Here is a 16,479-nt window from a genome sequence, read left to right as displayed (position 1 = left end):
TCTTCCCCAACCTCTCATCCGTCGGCGCGGGGAAGCGTGATCTCGAAGGCCGTCCCTTCGCCCTGCGTGCTCTCGACGGTGATGGTCCCGTCCATCGCCTCGATGAGGCGCTTGGCGAGTGCCAGGCCGAGGCCGGAGCCGTCGTAGTCCCGGTTGAGCCGGTTGTCGCCCTGCGAGAACGGCTCGAACATGTCGGCCACGTAGTCCGGAGCCACCCCGATGCCGGTATCCTCCACGCGGAGGTGGACGGCGTCCGGCGCACTCTCCGTTGCGACCCGCACCCGCCCCTCGTCGGTGAACTTGGCGGCGTTCGAGAGGAGCTGCTCCAGCACGCTCCCGAGGCGGCCCGCGTCGCCGAGCACGACCGGGTCGGCCGGGTCGAGATCGAGGACCAGGTCCAGGTCCCGGTCGGCGAGCGCCGGTGTGTGCTGCCGGACAGCGGCCTCGACTACCGGGTGCAGGGCGACGGGGTTGTGCTCCACGTCTACCCGCCCGCTCTGCAGCGTGGCGAGGTCGAAGATGTCGTTGATGAGACGGAGGACCTTCCGGGACCCTTCGCGGATCGTGGTGGCGAACTCGGCTACGACCGGCGGTGGGTCGTCGAGCTCGGCGACCTCTTCCAGCAGCAGGTCGGCGAAGCCGTTGATGGCACCGAGCGGGGTGCGGATCTCGTGGCTCATCATCGAGAGGAAGGAGGACTTGACGCGCGTGGCCGAGGCGGCGTCCTGCTTTGTGCGGATGAGGTCGGCCTCGGTCTCGCGGGCCTCGGTCACGTCCGAGAGCACCCCGGCCACGACGAGGCGGCCGGCATGGTCGCGGCGCGGCGTGGCACTCTCGCGCAGCCAGCGGACGCTGCCGCCTGCGGTCTGGACGCGGTAGACGAGGCGGCTCTCGTGCTCCGCGCGGAGCGTGCGGTTGTGGCGCGCAAACGCGGTCCGGTCGTCCGGGTGCACGAGAGTGCCTCGCCACGAGCACGCGCCGTCGAGCACCGCGCCGGCCCGGTAGCCGGTGATGGTCTCGACCTGGTCGCTCAGAAACGAGTAGGTGCGCTCCCCGTCCGGCCCGAACCAGAACGAGAACAGGCAGTCCTCGATGCTCGCCACGATCCGCCGGTACCGGGCCTCGGCGCAGAGGCCGGCCCAGAGCGTCTGGACGAGGACGCCGAGGCGGCCGAGCGCAGCAGACTCCGTCCGGGTCCAGCGCTCGCCCTCGGTGTCGCGCAGCATCAGCAGGACGCCGCCCTGTGCCTCGACGGCGTGGAACGGCAGCGCGACCGCCTCGCAGGCACCGACGGCGGCGAGGAAGTGGCGCAGCCGAGGCGCTCCGAGTTCCGTGTGCGCATACGCCAGCGGGCTCCCCGCGACGACGGGCAGAAGCTGGGCGTCGAGGCGCAGCGGAGGCGTTGCCTGGTCGTTTGCCCTGCGGTTCCATCGTGCGGTCTCCAGGTAGACACCCCGCGTATCGTCGAAGAGGAGCACGGCGGCGTGGTCAGACCGGGTGGTCGCCCCGAGGATGCCGGCAGCCTCTTCCAGAAAGTCAGCTGGGGAAGACTGGGAGCGGGCCGCGTGGTGAAGCTCCGGCTCGGCCTCGTCGTAGCGGCGAAGCAGCGCAAGCTCCTCGTCGCGCGCGCGCTCGGCAGTGATGTCGGAGACCGTCAGCACGGCCCCGACCGTGCCGTGCTCCGGGTGCTGGATTGGGGTGCCGTGGATGCGGAGGACACGCTCCGCGCCGTCGTGCCGCCGGAACGGGAGGTCGCTTCCGCCGAGCGGCTGCCCGTCGGCCAGCATCTGGTCTACGAGCCCGGCGAGCGATGGGTCGAGGCCGCCGACCTCTGCGATCCGCTGCCCGATCCAGGCCGCCTCCGGGTCCTCGCCCGTGATTGCGCGAAGCTGGTGGTTCTCGAACGTGACGACGCCCTCTGCGTCGAGGTGGGCCAGCCCAATGGGGCTCTGTTCGAGAAACGTCTGGTAGAGCGCCTCGCTCTGAAAGAGGGCGTACTCTACCTCGCCGAGTGCCTCCTGCGCGCTCTCACCGGTAGGAGGTTGAGGAAGCGCAGCGTTACGATTCGTGACATCCATTGGGCAGAGCGGGAGCGAAAACGGGGACAGGCGCACAGCACGTCCGTTCCTCAAGGATGAGGCCGTACTTCCGTCTCCCGCCGCTCGCGCGGGACGATCACGAACAGCCACACGACGCCGGTGGCGACCTGCACGAGGGCGAAGACGAGGAACAGCGTCTGCAGGTCGGCCACCTCGGCCTCCATCAGCCACGCGGCCGCCAGCACCGACGCCGACTCGACGAGTGTGACGAGGAGCCAGTCCGTTGCGAAGACGCGGCCCCGGAAGCGGTCCTCGGTGCGCTGCTGGAGGAGGACCGTCGAGAGCACCCAATTGGCCCCGCTCGCGGCGTGCGCGAAGAGGACGAACGCGATAATGGCCGGCAGCGTCCCGGCGAAGCTGACCGCGGCGTACCCGACCCCGCTCGCGGCGATGCACCAGCCGAGGACGGCCGGCCACGTTGCCGTGTCGCGGAAAACGGCGCGGGCGAGGATCGGCCCGATGCCGGTGCCCAGCCCGCGCGCGGCGAAGAGTAGCCCGATCCCGGTCGCCGGCTGGTCCGGCATCACGACGCCCGCAAGCAGGATCAGCAGGAACACCGTCGCCCCGCCGCCGACGGCCCACGAAGCCTTTGCGAGTGCGATCCGCCCGACGCGCGGGACCTCGCGGAGGCGCTGCCAGCCCTCGGCGATCCGGCGGAGCCCGTCGCGCACCGGCGTCGCTGTCGGCTCGGCGGCGTCGGTGTCCTGGGGGATCGTGGTCCGCGCGATGAACCACGCCGAGAGGAGGTACGTCCCGCTGTCGAGCACGAAGACGGCCTGCGGCCCGAGCGCGTCCACGGCTAGGCCGCCGACGGCCGCCCCGACGGCCAGCATCACCGACCACGTCGCCGACGAGAGCGCGTTCGCCGTCAGCAGGTCCTCCTCGGCCACGATGTTCGGGAGCGACGCGCTCTTGGCCGGGTTGAAGAACGCGCTCACCACGATCTGGAGCGTCGTGAGGGTGTAGAGGAGCGCCAGCCCGCCGCCCACCGGGACAAGCAGAAACCCGAGGACGATCGCGGCCCGGACGAGGTCGGCCCCGATCATCACGCGCCGCCGGTTGAGCCGGTCCACGACGAGGCCCGCCACCGGCGAGGCGAGCGCGAGCGGCAGCAGCTTGGCGATAAACACGAGCCCGAGCGCGAGCGCCGAGCCGGAGATCGTCTCGACGGTCCGGTAGAGCGCGATCGTGTTGAACCAGTCGCCGAAGAGCGAGATGACGTTGCCCAGCCACAGCCGCCGGAAGTTGACGTTCGTGCGGACGAGCGCGACGTAGCCAGTTGCAGGAGTCGTGTCTGTGTTCGCCACGAGGGAGGTGAATCAGGCGTAGGGGCGCAGCATGCTGCGCCCGTACAGGATCATCCCGACGCCGGAGCCGCTTCGGGCCGGAGGAGCGGGAAGAGGATCACGTCGCGGATCGAGTCCTGGTTCGTCATCAACATCGCGAGGCGGTCGATGCCGACGCCGAGGCCGGCCGTCGGGGGCATGCCGTATTCGAGCGCGCGGAGGTAGTCCTCGTCGATCTGGCGCGTGGCCTCGTCGTCGCCTTCGGCAGCGAGGCGGGCTTGCTCCTCGAAACGGGCGCGCTGGTCGAGCGGGTCGTTGAGCTCGGAGAACGCGTTGCAGATCTCCTTCCCATTGCAGATGACCTCGAACCGCTCGGTCAAACCGGGCTTGTCGCGGTGCCGCTTCGCAAGCGGCGAGAGCTCGACCGGGTAGTCGGTGACGAACGTCGGCTGGATCAGCTTCGGCTCGACGTGCTCGCCGAAGATCTCGTCGATCAGCTTGCCGGTCCCCATCGAATCGTCCACCTCGATCCCCAACGCTTTCGCGGCAGCGGCGACCTCGGCCCGGTCCTTCTGGTAGAGGTCGTGCCCCGTGTGCTCCTCGATGGCGTCGAGGAGCGGGACGCGCCGCCACGGGCGCTCGAACGAAATGGTGGTGTCGCCGTGCTGCACTTCGGGGGTGCCGTGGAGCGCGACCGCGACGCCTGCGATCATCTCCTCGACGAGGTCCATCATCCACTGGTAGTCCTTGTAGGCCACGTAGAGTTCGAGCATCGTGAACTCCGGGTTGTGGAAGCGCGAGAGGCCCTCGTTGCGGAAGTCCTTGGCGATCTCGTAGACCCCGTCGAACCCGCCGACGATGAGGCGCTTGAGGTAGAGCTCGTCCGCGATGCGCAGGAAGAGCGGCATGTCGAGCGCGTTGTGGTGCGTCGTGAACGGCCGCGCCGCCGCGCCGCCGTAGAGCGGCTGGAGCGCCGGCGTCTCGACCTCGACGTAGCCGCGCGCGTCGAGGAAGCGGCGGATCTCGGAGACGAGCGCGGCCCGCTGCCGGAAGACGCCGCGCACCTCGGGGTTGACCACGAGGTCGACGTAGCGCTGGCGGTAGCGGAATTCCTTGTCCGTGACCTCGTTGAACGTCTCGCCGTCGGCCTCCTTCGGAAACGGGATCGGCGCGAGGCCCTTCGCCAGGAGCACGAGTTCGTCGGCCTCGACCGAGACCTCGCCCATCTTGGTGCGGAAGACCGTGCCGCGCACGCCCACCACGTCGCCGATGTCGAGGAGCCGCTTGACGACGGTGTTGTAGAACCCCTCGGGTTCGCCCGGCGCCTGGAGGTTATCGCGCTTGAGGTAAAGTTGGACCTTGCCCGTCTCGTCGATCAGGTCCGCGAACATCACCTTGCCCTTGCCGCGAATCGAACGGAGTCGCCCGGCGACCGTGACGCGGATCGGCTCGGTGCCGTCGGCGCTCGGGTCGTGCAGGGCGTCGTCGTAGGCGTCGAGAATCTCGGCGGCGTGGTGGGTCACGTCCCACGTCGCGGCGGGGTAGGGGTCGATGCCGAGGTCGCGGAGCGCGTCGAGGGCGTCGCGGCGGACGCGCTCCTGTTCGGTCAGGTCGGGCATGGCGGGGGTCGGTCGGGGAGGGCTACGAAAATAGAGACGCCCCGGAGAGCGTCTCTGGTCCATCTCGTGAATACGGTAGGGGCGACCCTCGTGGTCGCCCCACACGGTCTAGTCCTGCGCCTGCTCGAAGAGGTAGGCGTAGTCGCCGTAGCCCTCGGCGAGGAGCTGGTCGGCCGGGACGAAGCGGAGGGCAGCCGAGTTGATGCAGTAGCGTAGGCCGGTCGGCTCCGGCCCGTCGGGGAAGACGTGCCCGAGGTGCGAGTCGGCCCCGGCGGAGCGGACCTCGGTGCGGACCATCCCGTACGATCGGTCCTCGACGTCGACCACGTTCTCGGCGACGAGGGGCTGGGTGAAGCTGGGCCAGCCGGTGCCGGATCGGAACTTGTCCGTCGAGGAAAACAGCGGTTCGCCGGATACGATGTCCACGTAGATGCCGGGGGCCTTGTGGTCCCAGTATTCGTTGCGGAAGGCAGGTTCGGTGCCGTCCTCCTGCGTCACCTTGTACTGCATCGGCGTGAGGAAGTCGCGGAGGGTGTCTGCGGCTGCAACCTCGGCGGCCTCAGCGGTCGCCTCATCCTGCGGCGCGCGGTCCGGCGACTGCGCAAAGGCGACGGCAATCATCACGAGGCCGGCGAGCGCGAGGAGGGGGAGAAACAGTTGGCGTGACATAGCTAGCGTCGGGTCAGGTGGGTGGGGGAAGCCAGAATCGTTCAGCCGAGCGGTCCGGGCTTGCCGGCGAGGTCGCCCCACAGCTCTTCGAGGCGGGCGTCGCGGCGGCAGCCTGCGCGGTACGAGTAGTAGCGGTCGGGGTTGGTGCGGTAGAAGTCCTGGTGGTAGTCCTCGGCCTCGTAGAACCGCGTCGTCGGCTCGACGGTCGTCGCAATCGGGTCCTCGGCGCGGGCGCTAAGCGTGGCGAGCGACGCCTCGGCGACGGCCTGCTGCTCGTCGTTGAGGTAGAACAGGATCGAGCGGTACTGCGCGCCCCGGTCGCAGAACTGCCGGTTCACGGCGAACGGGTCGATGTTGTGCCAGAAGACCTCGACGAGCGTCTCGAAGCTAACCACCTCCGGGTCGTAGATCACGCGCACGGCCTCGGCGTAGTCGGTGCGCCCGTTCGCTACCTCCTGATAGGTGGGGTCGGGCGTCGTGCCGCCGTCGTAGCCGGAGACGGCCGAGAATACGCCGTCGAGCTTCTCGTAGGGCGGCTCCATGCACCAGAAGCAGCCGCCGGCGAAGATAGCCGTGTCGGCGTCGGCCGTCGGCTCAGTGTCGAGACTGACGGGCTCGACCTGGACGACGTCGGTCGAGGCGCCGGGACTGGTGCAGGCGGTGAAGAGGAGCCCAAACAGGGCTACCAGGGCGAGGGAGGCAGAACGTATCATCGTGCAGCGCGGTAAGTGGGTGCCGGGTAAACGACGCGTCCCGCGCCTGCGTTGCCCCCGGCGTGTGAAATAACGCGTCCGTTTCTGTCACGTATCTGTCACGAGCGCCATGAATCACACCGCATCGTACGACGCCGTCGTCGTCGGGTCGGGGCCGAACGGGCTCGGCGCGGCGATCACACTCGCCGAGGCCGGGCAGCGCGTCGTCGTGCTGGAAGCGAACGAGACGGCCGGCGGCGGCGTCCGCTCGCTCCCTCTCACCGAGCCCGGCTTCGTCCACGACTTCGGGGCGGCGGTCTTCCCGTTCGGGATGGGGTCGCCGTTCTTCCGGCGGCTCCCGCTGGAGCGCTACGGGCTGCGGTGGGTCCACCCGGACCTTCCGCTCGCGCACCCGCTCGACGGTGGGCGGGCGGCGCTGATGTACCCGTCGCTCGGCGAGACGGCGGAGCACCTCGGCCACGACGGCGCGCGCTACCGGCGGCTCCTCGGCCCGACCGTCCGGGCGTGGCCGAAGCTCGCCGAGGAGATCCTCGGGCCGGTGCTCCACGTCCCACGGCACCTCGTCACGCTCGCGCGCTTCGGGCTGCCGGCGCTGCTGCCGGCCTCGGCGGTGGCGGCGCTCTTCCGCACCGAGGAGGCGCGGGCGCTGTGGGCGGGCTGCGCGGCGCACGCAGCGCTGCCGTTCTCGGACATCGCCTCGGCGGCGGTCGGGCTCGTGCTGATGGGCGTCGGGCACCGCGCGGGCTGGCCGGTCCCCGAAGGCGGAGCGCAGTCGATCACGAACGCACTCGTGGCGCACCTCGAAGCGCTCGGCGGCGAGGTCGCGTGCGGCGAGCGGGTCGAGGCGTGGGAGGACCTGCCGCACGCAAAGGCGGTGCTGATGGACACGGCCCCGGAGACGCTCCTCCGCGTCGCGGGCGACCGCCTGCCGGCGAGCTACCAGACGGCGGTGCACCGCTTCGAGCGCGGCCCGTCGGCGTTCAAGCTGGACTACGCACTCGACGGGCCGGTGCCGTGGGCGAACGCCGATGTGGCTCGCGCCGCGACCGTCCACCTCGGCGGGACGTTCGAGGAAATCGCCGAGGCCGAGGCCGCCGTCGCGGACGGGATTGTCCACCCGCGCCCCTACGTTCTCCTCGCGCAGCCGACCCTCTTCGACCCGACGCGCGCGCCGGAGGGCAAGCACACGCTCTGGGCCTACGGGCACCTCCCGTTTGGGTCGAGCGTGGACTACGCCGACGAGATCGAGGCGCAGATCGAGCGCTTCGCGCCGGGCTTCCGCGACCGCATGATCGCACGCCACGCGATGGCCCCGGCCGACCTGGAGCGGCGCAACGCCAACCTCGTCGGCGGCGACATCTTCGGCGGGTCGCAGCACCTCGGCCAGGTCGTGGCCCGGCCTCGGCTCCGCCCGCAGCCCTACCGCACCGGCGCGCCCGGCCTCTACCTCTGCTCGGCCTCGACACCGCCCGGTGCCGGTGTCCACGGGATGTGCGGCGTCCGGGCAGCACAGGTTGCGCTCCGGGACGTGTTCGCGTGATGCAAGCGCGAAAGAGCGAAGGATCGGACGAGCGGAAGAGGCTCAGGGGTCGCCGCCTCGCTATCTTTCCCGCTTCCGCTCGTCCCCGCTTTCGCTCCTGAACCATGCCCCTCGTTGCCATCGTCGGCCGCCCGAATGTCGGGAAGAGCACGCTCTTCAACCGGCTCACCGAGCAGCGCCAGGCCATCGTCCACGACGAGCCCGGCGTGACGCGCGACCGCGTCTACGGCGAGGCCGAGTGGACCGGGCGGACCTTCGACCTCGTCGACACCGGCGGGTTCGTCCCGCGCTCGGCGGACCGGTTCGAGGCTGCGATCCGCGAGCAAGTCCAGATCGCGCTCGGCGAGGCCGATGCGGTCGTCTTCGTCGGCGACGTGATGACCGGCATCACCGACCTCGACCAGGAGATGGCGACCGTCCTGCGGCGAACCGAGAAGCCCGTCTTCGTCGTCGCCAACAAGGCCGACAGCGCGACCCGGCGGCTCGACGCGGCCGAGTTCTACAACCTCGGCCTCGGGGAGGTCTACCCGGTCAGCGCCGCCAACGGCATGGGCACGGGCGACTTCCTCGACGACCTCGTGGCGGCCCTCCCCGAGGAGGCAGAGAACGAGGCCCCCGACGCGCCGCGCATCGCCTTCATCGGCCGCCCGAACGTCGGCAAGTCGTCGCTCACGAACGCGCTCCTCGGGAAAGAGCGCAGCATCGTCACCGAAATCAGCGGGACGACCAGGGATTCAATTGACGTGCTCGTCGAGCACAACGGGCAGGAGGTCGTGCTCGTCGACACCGCCGGGCTGCGGCGGAAGGCCCGCGTCCACGAGAACGTCGAGTTCTACTCCGCGCTCCGCACCGAGCGCGCCGTGCAGAGCTGCGACGTGGCGGTCGTGCTCCTCGACGCGTCGCTCGGGCTGGAGGCGCAGGACGCGCGCATCGTCCGCCAGGCCGACGAGATGAAGAAGGGCATCGTGATCGCCGTCAACAAGTGGGACCTCGTCGACAAAGAGACCAACACGGCGCGGGATGTCGAGCGCGGCATCCACGAGCGCCTCGGCACGCTCGACTTCGTCCCGGTCGTGTTCATCTCCGCCCTCACCGGGCAGCGCAAGGAAAAGGTGCTCGACGTCGCGCTCCGGGTGGCTGCCGAGCGCGCCAAGCAGGTCCCGACGGCGCGGCTGAACGAGGTCGTCGAGAAGGCCGTGCAGCGCCACCACCCGCCCTCAGCGAATGGCCGCCAGGTACGGATCAAGTACGCCACCCAGGTCCGCACCGAGCCGCCGGTCGTCGCGTTCTTCAGCAACTACCCGCAGGGTGTGAAGGAGGCGTACCGGCGCTACCTGGAGAACAAGCTCCGCGAGGCGTTCGGGTTCGAGGGCGTCCCGCTCACGCTCTCGTTCAAGCAGAAGTAGGGGTTTGATTAATCAAACCCCTACCGCCGCCGCCCTCCTGCTGCTCGCTCTGCTGGCAGCCTCAGCGCAGGCGCAGCCGGACTTCCGGCCGGTCGTGCTCACGGGCGAGCAGACGCCGCGCCTGCTCGGAGCCGCCCCGGACGAGGTCGTGGCGTTCGCGTTCCGCGACGGCGGGTTCGTCCCGATTCCCGTGCAGGTCGACGAGCGCTTCGTCTACGACCTAGCGGCGGCCTATCCGCCCGACCTCGAACCGCGCGACTGCCCGCGCCGCGCGTGGTGCCGTGACCTCCAGGGCCAGGTTGTCGGTGTCGGCTATGCCGATCCGGGTACCCACGTCGGGGCCGATCCCGACCCGGCGTTCGACGCGCTCGACGAACTCGCCCTCATGCTCCGCGACTTCGGCGAGGCTACCGAGACGGACCCGCCCGGCGTCGATCCGGCGAGCCGGACGGTGGTAGAGGTCGAGGTTGAGGGGGCGATTCGCTTCGCCTACCTCTATCGCCGCACCGATGCGCCGAAGATCGACGCGGGCTATGTCGCCTACGCGTTCGCGCTCGAGAGCGGGCCGTACCTGGAGACCTACGACCACAGCGGGCGGCGGCCGCCCATCCTCGGGTTCCCCTACGGCTTCCCGTCCGGCACGCGCGTCGGCTCCAACCCGGAGGACTCGCACGTCACGACGGCGCACTACCGCCTCGGCTTCGCCGACCGGTGGATCGCGGACGACCTGCGCCTGGCGGGCGGGCCGGACCTCCTCGACGTGGACATGATCGGGTTCGGGCTGGGCATCTGCTGGCGGACGCCGTACACGGCCTCGCTGAGCGAAGGCGCGTTCACCGTCAACCGGAGCGGGCCGGTGCGGGCGCTCCGGGGCGCGGTCGGGTTCAACAGCGGGCCGCTCGTCGAGCAGACGTGGGTGTTCTACGACCGGATGATCGAGACGCGCTCGGCGCTGCGGGTCCACCCGGTCCCCGGCGTGATGAGCTACCTCGACCTCAGCGAGGCCGCGCGCGGGATGACCTACACCGACGCGAACCACTCCTACGGGGTGCCGGTGGACGGCGCGCCGGACGCGCTGCGCGACGAGGCCCCGACGTGGCAGGCGGTCTCCGGGCCGCAGGGTACGCTGGTCACGCACCACGCCCTCGCCACCGGCACCTTCACACCCGCCGTCAGGAGCTACTACGAGGACGACCGCCGCCCCCACTACGCGGCCTGCGTCGGCGACGACGGGTTCTACGGCGCGCACGGCTTCCGCGTCGCCGAGACAATTCCGAACACGGACCCGCGCCAGGGCGAGGCCGTCCGGCTCGGCCTAACGCGGCGGATCGTGGTCGGCGGTGCGGTGGAGGAGACGGTAGCCGCGCTCCAGACCTCGCTCACCGTCACCGTGCGCTGAGATGCTACTTCGCCTGCTGCCCCTCGCTTTCGTCGCCCTCGCGGTCGTACAGTTCGTGCTCGGGCGGCCGCTCGTCGGCGGGAGCTACGGCGCGATTGCGCTCGGGCTGGGGCTCTACGGCTCCGGCGCGAGGCAGGGCGTTCGGCCGCTCCAGTGGTTCGGCGCGGGCATTGCCGCCTTTGCCCTCGTCATCCTGCTGTGGGCCGCGTTCGGACGCTGAGCTCTAGGCCAGTACCACCTCCTCGAGATCGCAGAGCGCCGAGGGCGCGAGGTCGGCACCGTTGGGCCAGACGGCGGTGCCGCAGACGGGGTCCACACTCACGCGGCCGAAGTAGGCCGGATCGCGCAGCGGCTCGAACACAGGACCGCCGACCTGCTCCACGAGCGGCAGCGCGTCCACCGTGCGGGTCTCGCCCGTGCTGAAGACGAGGCGAAGGTGATGACCGCCGGGCGCGTCGGCGTCTGCGATGCGGATAACCTCAGGCATAAAAACGGAAGCTCAGGCGAGAGGCGGGATCGGCTTCAGCGGCTAGCCCCCGAAGCCGACGCGCAGGCCGGCCAGGACGCGGCGCCGCGGCATCGGCGCGCCGAAGACCTCGGCGTAGTCGGCGTCGGTGAGGTTGCGGACCTCGGCGAAGACTTCGGCGGCGGCCCGGCCCGCCAGCCACATGCGCGGGGCGAGCACGCTCACCCTACCGTGGACGAGCGCCACGGTCTCGAGGTCGCCGAGCCGGTCTTTGACGAGGCTCTGAAGTCCGAGGCGGACGTACCCCACCTGCGCCGCGGCGGCGAGCTGCACGAGGTGCGGCGCGTGCGAAAGGGCATACTTGTAGACCGCCCCCGGCCGCTCGTCGCTGAGGCTGACATCGGTGTAGGTGTACGCTAGGTCGAGCGCGAGGCGCGCGTCGCCGAGGCTGCGCCGGAGGCGGAGGCCGGTTTCGAGGCCGGCGGCGGTGGCGGCCAGCACGTTCTGGGCGAGGAAGAACTCGTCCGCCGGGTCGAGCTGGGCGTAGTCGATCAGGTCGTCGGTGCGGCGGTAGAAGCCGGTGGCGCGCAGCGCGAGGCCGGGCGCGAGGTCGAGGTCGGCCCCGGCCTCGGCGTTCCAGGCGCGCTCGGCGCGGAGGTCGGGGTTGCCGAGGTTGCCGCTGGGGCGCGGGCTGACGGTGTTGAAGTAGCGCTCGACGTAGTTCGGCGCGCGGATGGCGCGGCCGGCGGCGGCCCGGAGCGTCAGCCCCCGCGCGGCGCTGAAGGCGGCGGCGAGCATCGGCGTGGCCTCCACGCCGTAGACCGCGTCGGCGTCGAGCCGGCCGCTCGCGGTGACGGTCAGCGCCGGGGCCGGGCGGTAGCGGGCGAGGGCGAAGACGCCGCCAGCGAGGTCGGCGTGCTCGCCGAGGGCGTTCGAGGTGATCGAGCGGTGCTCGGCGCTGAAGCCGAGCGAGAGGGTGAGGTCGGACCGCAGCGGGAGGGCGAGGTCGGCGAGCGCCCCGAGGCGGCGGCTCGTGTGCTCGTTCGGGTCGAGGCCGGGGAAGAAGGCGTACTCGTCGCGGTGGACGCGCCCCGAGACCTGCGCCCGCCACCGCGCGCTCCCGGCCGGCCCCGCGAGCCGGGCCTGCGCCCAGAGCGTCTGCGTCGCCTCGCGCGCGGTGTCGCTCGCGAAGGGCGTGTAGAACTGCGTCGCCCCGAAGTCGCGCACGTCGCCCGCCACCCGGAAGTAGCCCCGTGCCCGCCCGACCGGAAACGACGCCCCGGCCGAGCCCGCGAGGCGCTCGAAGTCCGTCCGCACCGGCCCGTCGGACGAGACCACGGGCTGCCCGTCCTCGCCCCGGAACGCCTCGCCGTCCGAGCGCCCGCCCTCGGCCCCGGCGTCGTAGGCCGTACCCCCGGCCGTCGTCCCATGCGTGCTCAGCGCGCCGAGCGCTGTCGCCCGCTCGCCGTAGCGCAGGTCGAGCCGGCTCCGCGCTGCGCGCGCCGTACCGGACGAGGCCCCGGTGTGGGTGACGACGTGGATCACCCCGCCGAGCGCGTCCGGCCCGTAGACCGCCGCCGCCGGCCCGTGCAGCACCTCGACGCGGGCGATCTGGCCGAGCGGGACGGGGAAGTCGCTCAGGAAGTGGCCCGTCATCGGGTCGTTGAAGCGCGCGCCGTCGACGAGCAGGAGGACGCCGTTGAAGGGCGCGCCGCGCAGCCGGTAGTCGGCCTGGACGCCGAAGCCGCCGCGCGGCTGCACGTCCACGCCGCCCGCGAACCGGAGCGCCTCGTCCAGCGACGCCACCGGCAGCGCCGCGATCTCAGCCCCCGTCAGGACGGTTACGTGGCGGCCTGTCGAGCGGGCGTCTTCCGGCAGCCGGCTCGCCGTCACCACGACCTCGCGGTCCGCGTCGGTCTCGAAGGCGACCGTGTCGGCCGGCGCATTCTGCGCCGAAGCCGGGAGCGACAGCGTGAGGGAGAGACCGAGGGCAGCGAGGAGGCGGTAGGGGACAGACACGGGCGGAGGGCAGGGTGAAGGCGACAGCGCGGGGCGCGATTAACGAGCGGCAAGGTAGCGACCGATCTAGGTATCCCCCGGAGCCCTCACGCTTTCCTCTCGAAACGCACGGCGGGTCCCGGCGTTTGAGACCGTATCTTTCGTCCCGATTCTCCGAAACGTTTGACGCCTGATGGCCGGAACGCCCGTCAATAATGCCACGCCGAACGAGCGCAAGCTGAATCTGTGGGAGAAGCTCTACCTCCCGGAGATCTTCAAGGGGCTGAAGTACTCGTACTCGAAGATGAGCGCCCCGCGCTACACGTTCGAGTATCCCGAGGAGCAGTGGTACCCGCCGGACTCGTACCGCGGGCGGCCCGTGCTCGTCGAGGAGGAGGGGCGGCCCCGGTGCGTCTCGTGCGGCCTCTGCGCCCGGAGTTGTCCGCCGCTCGCCATCTCGATGCAGGCGCACGAGGTCTTCGACGACGTGAAGGAGCGCGAGCCCGAGTGGTTCGAGATCAACATGCTCCGCTGCATCTACTGCGGCTTCTGCGAGGAGGTCTGCCCCGAAGAGGCCATCGTGATGTCGAAGGAGTACGACCTCACCTTCCAGGACCGCGAAGAGGCCCACTTCGGCCTCGACCGGCTCCTCGTCCCGAAGGAGTTTCTGGCCGACCGCCTCGCGTTCCTGGAGCGCAAGAAGAACCCGCAGTTCGGCCAGCAGTGGGACTTCAAGCGCGAGAACAACGTCCACACGCTCCGCAACCGGCTGGACTACGCGCTCGCCGAAGCCCAGGAAGAAGCGCTCGAGACCGACCCCGCCGAGGCGTGAGCCGCACCTCCGCCGAGCGCCGGGACGCGATCGTCGAGCAGCTCGGCTACCTCGTCGACGAGGTGGACGCACTCGGCCCGCTCCTCTCCGGCCTGCCCCCCGACGTGCCGACGATGCACCTCCCGGGCGAGCGCTCCCTCCTCGGTACCCTCGCCTACCTCGCGGCCCTCGACCGCCGCGACCTCCTTCGCCTGAACCGGATGGTGGAGGAGCACGAACCGGCGTTCGAGGAGTCGGTGCTCGGCGAAGTCCTGTCCGCAGACGTCGACGCGGTGATCCGAGACGTGCGGGCGGCCCGCGGGGCACTCGCGGCGGCCTTCGCCGCGCTTCCCCCGGAGGCGTGGGCGCGCACCGCAGCCTTTCCCGACGGTACGCAGCGCGACGTGACCGGCCTCGCCCTCACCGTTACGCAGCGCGACGCCGACGCCCTGCGCCGGGTCGCGCACCGGCTCCACGAGAGCAACCTGCGCGACCTGTAGACGGGCAGCATGGGGGATCGCCCGGTGCGCGATTCGTGTGCGTCTGTGCCTCCGGCTTAGCAGCACGGGTAGTACATTTGGCTGAAAACTACCCCGCTCCAGCGTGCGCCGATGAGGGCGTCCGGCCCCCGTTCCGGCGTCCGCTGAAGTGCCGGTTCGGGCCGGTGTGACTCAGGCGTGACATAGCCGCTGTTTACTTTGGCTATCCCTCCCCGCCCCGATACCCCCTGACGCTGCTCACCGCATAGACCGATCATGGCTGCGCGTGCCCCGTCCTTTGACGACCTCGCCGTTGCGTTCCAGCATGGCAACGTCAAGCCGCTGTATTTCTTCTACGGCGACGAGGGGTTCTTGATGGACGAGTTGCAGGCGCTCCTCGTCGAGCACGCACTCGAGCCCCACGAGCGGGACTTCAACCTCGACCTCTTCCACGGTCCCGACGCCGACGCGAAGGCCGTGCTCGCCGCCTGCATGGGGTACCCGGTGATGGCCGCCCGCCGCGTGGTCATCGTGCGGCAGTTCGAGAAGCTGTTCGAGAACCGGGCCTTCAAGGAGTACGCCGCGCAGCCGAACCCGACGGCCGTCGTGCTCCTGCTCTGCACCGGCAAGCCGAACCTCTCGGCGCACCCGTACCGCGCTCTCCGCGAGCACGCCGTCACGGCCGAGTTCAAGGCGCTCTACGACCGGCAGATGCCGGGCTGGCTGGACCGCCGGGCGAAGGCCGCCGGAGTAACGCTGGAAGCAGGGGCCGCGCAGATGCTCGCGCAGACGGTCGGGACCGACCTCCGCTCGGCTGCCGCCGAGATCGACAAGCTCCGCGCCTACGCCGGGACGCGGACCACGATCACCGAGGACGACGTGCTGGCCGCCGGAGGGCACGGCCGCGAGTTCAACGTCTTCGAGTTGCAAAAAGCCCTCGGCCAGGCCGACCGTGTCCGCACCACCGCCATCGTCGAGCGCATGCTTGCCCAGGCCGCGAGCCGGCGCGGCGAGGCGCTGATGATCGTGACGATGCTCTCGCGCTACGTGCTCAAGCTGCGCAAGCTGGCCGGCGCGCGCGGGATGCCGCCGCGCGACCTGGCCCGCCACATCGGGGTCAACCCCTATTTTCTGAAAGAATACGAAGCCGCCCTGCACCGACTCGGGCTCCACGCTGTGCGCCGGGCCTTAGAAGCGCTCCTCGCGGCCGATTACGAGCTAAAAGGAGGCTCCGAGCGCGACGAGCGCCTCGTGCTCCTGCTTGCGCTGGGGCGCATCGTGCCCACACCTCCCCCGTCTCAACTCTCCTCCCACCACCTCTCCACCTGACGTACCGGCTTGCAGGCCGGCACATCGAAACCGAGGTTCCGATGGCGACGACTCCCGTGAAAACCCGCAAGATGGTCAGCCGCAGCGCGCTGCTCGGCAAGCCGCAGAGCAAGCACTACGACACCCTCCTCCAGATGAACGACGAGGACCTGATGGCGCAGTTCCAGGCAGGTACCGTCGAGGCGTTCGACATCCTCGTCAGCCGCTACAAGGACCCGCTGACGAACTACATCTACCGCTTCCTCGGCGACATGAAGGAGTGCGAGGACCTCCTCCAGGAGACCTTCCTGCGCGTCTACCGCAACCGCCACTCGTACCGCCGCATCGCCAAGTTCTCGACGTGGCTCTACACGATCGCCGGCAACCTCGCGCGCTCCGAGTACCGCAAGCGCAAGCGCCGCCGCCTCTACTCGCTCCAGAGCGTCAACCGCGACGACGAGGAGTACGAGGTGGAGATCCCCGACGAGCAGTTCTCGCCGGACAAGCACACCGAGAGCACGATCCAGGACCGGCACATCCAGGAAGCGCTGAAGCAGATCCCGGAGGAGTTCCGCGAGGTGGTCGTGCTGCGCGACGTGCAGAACCTGGCCTACGAGGAGATCGCGGAGATCACGGGGCTGCCGATGGGCACGGTCAAGAGCCGGATCAACCGGGGCCGGACCAAG

At 70.4% G+C, this 16,479-nt stretch carries 14 protein-coding genes and 1 pseudogene; 8 read left to right on the top strand and 7 right to left on the bottom strand.

Annotated features, from left to right (window positions below; genetic code table 11):
• Positions 1-14 precede the first annotated feature (14 nt).
• The 5 genes and pseudogenes from AAGI91_12335 to msrA all read right to left on the bottom strand — a co-directional run bounded on the left by AAGI91_12335 (position 15) and on the right by msrA (position 6,386).
• Positions 15-2,078, bottom strand: a complete 2,064-nt coding sequence (locus tag AAGI91_12335; GenBank protein ID MEM1043402.1) for an ATP-binding protein — start codon at positions 2,076-2,078, stop codon at positions 15-17.
• Positions 2,079-2,128: 50 nt separating this feature from the next.
• Positions 2,129-3,406, bottom strand: coding sequence for an MFS transporter (locus AAGI91_12330; GenBank protein MEM1043401.1), 1,278 nt, complete (start codon positions 3,404-3,406; stop codon positions 2,129-2,131).
• 50 nt (positions 3,407-3,456) lie between these two features.
• On the bottom strand, positions 3,457-5,004 hold the full coding sequence (gene lysS, locus AAGI91_12325; GenBank protein MEM1043400.1) for a lysine--tRNA ligase: 1,548 nt from the start codon (positions 5,002-5,004) through the stop codon (positions 3,457-3,459).
• A 108-nt stretch (positions 5,005-5,112) separates the two neighbouring features.
• Positions 5,113-5,535: pseudogene (msrB, locus tag AAGI91_12320) on the bottom strand (peptide-methionine (R)-S-oxide reductase MsrB).
• Between the two features lie 179 nt (positions 5,536-5,714).
• A complete protein-coding gene (gene msrA / locus AAGI91_12315) occupies positions 5,715-6,386 on the bottom strand; it encodes a peptide-methionine (S)-S-oxide reductase MsrA (protein ID MEM1043399.1) in 672 nt (223 codons plus the stop codon).
• Between the two features lie 109 nt (positions 6,387-6,495).
• Between msrA and AAGI91_12310 the strand changes: the two genes are divergently transcribed.
• The 4 genes from AAGI91_12310 to AAGI91_12295 all read left to right on the top strand — a co-directional run bounded on the left by AAGI91_12310 (position 6,496) and on the right by AAGI91_12295 (position 10,951).
• Positions 6,496-7,926: an NAD(P)/FAD-dependent oxidoreductase gene (locus AAGI91_12310; GenBank protein MEM1043398.1), complete on the top strand. Its 1,431-nt coding sequence runs from the start codon at positions 6,496-6,498 to the stop codon at positions 7,924-7,926.
• A gap of 104 nt (positions 7,927-8,030) precedes the next feature.
• A complete protein-coding gene (gene der, locus AAGI91_12305) occupies positions 8,031-9,332 on the top strand; it encodes a ribosome biogenesis GTPase Der (protein ID MEM1043397.1) in 1,302 nt (433 codons plus the stop codon).
• 4 nt (positions 9,333-9,336) lie between these two features.
• Entirely contained in the window at positions 9,337-10,731 is a 1,395-nt protein-coding gene (locus AAGI91_12300; GenBank protein ID MEM1043396.1) for a hypothetical protein, read from the top strand.
• A gap of 1 nt (position 10,732) precedes the next feature.
• A complete protein-coding gene (locus AAGI91_12295) occupies positions 10,733-10,951 on the top strand; it encodes a hypothetical protein (GenBank protein MEM1043395.1) in 219 nt (72 codons plus the stop codon).
• 3 nt (positions 10,952-10,954) lie between these two features.
• Here AAGI91_12295 and AAGI91_12290 read toward each other — a convergent pair whose 3' ends face one another.
• Positions 10,955-11,218, bottom strand: coding sequence for a DUF2442 domain-containing protein (locus AAGI91_12290; protein ID MEM1043394.1), 264 nt, complete (start codon positions 11,216-11,218; stop codon positions 10,955-10,957).
• Between the two features lie 42 nt (positions 11,219-11,260).
• On the bottom strand, positions 11,261-13,216 hold the full coding sequence (locus AAGI91_12285; GenBank protein ID MEM1043393.1) for a TonB-dependent receptor: 1,956 nt from the start codon (positions 13,214-13,216) through the stop codon (positions 11,261-11,263).
• 172 nt (positions 13,217-13,388) lie between these two features.
• On the opposite strand from AAGI91_12285, the gene AAGI91_12280 reads away from it, so the two are divergent.
• From AAGI91_12280 to AAGI91_12265, 4 genes are all read left to right on the top strand, one after another.
• Positions 13,389-14,027: an NADH-quinone oxidoreductase subunit I gene (locus tag AAGI91_12280; GenBank protein MEM1043392.1), complete on the top strand. Its 639-nt coding sequence runs from the start codon at positions 13,389-13,391 to the stop codon at positions 14,025-14,027.
• A complete protein-coding gene (locus tag AAGI91_12275) occupies positions 14,024-14,506 on the top strand; it encodes a hypothetical protein (GenBank protein MEM1043391.1) in 483 nt (160 codons plus the stop codon). Before AAGI91_12280 ends, AAGI91_12275 begins: the two co-directional genes overlap by 4 nt.
• Positions 14,507-14,761: 255 nt before the next feature.
• Positions 14,762-15,814, top strand: coding sequence for a DNA polymerase III subunit delta (holA, locus tag AAGI91_12270; GenBank protein MEM1043390.1), 1,053 nt, complete (start codon positions 14,762-14,764; stop codon positions 15,812-15,814).
• Positions 15,815-15,885: 71 nt separating this feature from the next.
• Positions 15,886-16,479, top strand: a 594-nt coding sequence (locus AAGI91_12265; protein ID MEM1043389.1) for a sigma-70 family RNA polymerase sigma factor, incomplete at its 3' end; no start/stop codon positions are given.

This window comes from Bacteroidota bacterium (assembly GCA_038746285.1).
In the GTDB taxonomy this organism is placed as follows: domain Bacteria; phylum Bacteroidota; class Rhodothermia; order Rhodothermales; family JANQRZ01; genus JANQRZ01.
This window is presented reverse-complemented; position numbering and strand designations above follow the sequence as displayed.

Excerpts from the sequence above, each read along its gene's own strand:
- AAGI91_12335 (MEM1043402.1), bottom strand. The coding sequence starts at position 2,078 with ATGGATGTCACGAATCGTAACGCTGCGCTTCCTCAACCTCCTACCGGT.
- lysS (MEM1043400.1), bottom strand. The coding sequence starts at position 5,004 with ATGCCCGACCTGACCGAACAGGAGCGCGTCCGCCGCGACGCCCTCGAC.
- msrA (MEM1043399.1), bottom strand. The coding sequence starts at position 6,386 with ATGATACGTTCTGCCTCCCTCGCCCTGGTAGCCCTGTTTGGGCTCCTC.
- AAGI91_12310 (MEM1043398.1), top strand. The coding sequence starts at position 6,496 with ATGAATCACACCGCATCGTACGACGCCGTCGTCGTCGGGTCGGGGCCG.
- der (MEM1043397.1), top strand. The coding sequence starts at position 8,031 with ATGCCCCTCGTTGCCATCGTCGGCCGCCCGAATGTCGGGAAGAGCACG.
- AAGI91_12295 (MEM1043395.1), top strand. The coding sequence starts at position 10,733 with ATGCTACTTCGCCTGCTGCCCCTCGCTTTCGTCGCCCTCGCGGTCGTA.
- AAGI91_12290 (MEM1043394.1), bottom strand. The coding sequence starts at position 11,218 with ATGCCTGAGGTTATCCGCATCGCAGACGCCGACGCGCCCGGCGGTCAT.
- AAGI91_12280 (MEM1043392.1), top strand. The coding sequence starts at position 13,389 with ATGGCCGGAACGCCCGTCAATAATGCCACGCCGAACGAGCGCAAGCTG.
- holA (MEM1043390.1), top strand. The coding sequence starts at position 14,762 with ATGGCTGCGCGTGCCCCGTCCTTTGACGACCTCGCCGTTGCGTTCCAG.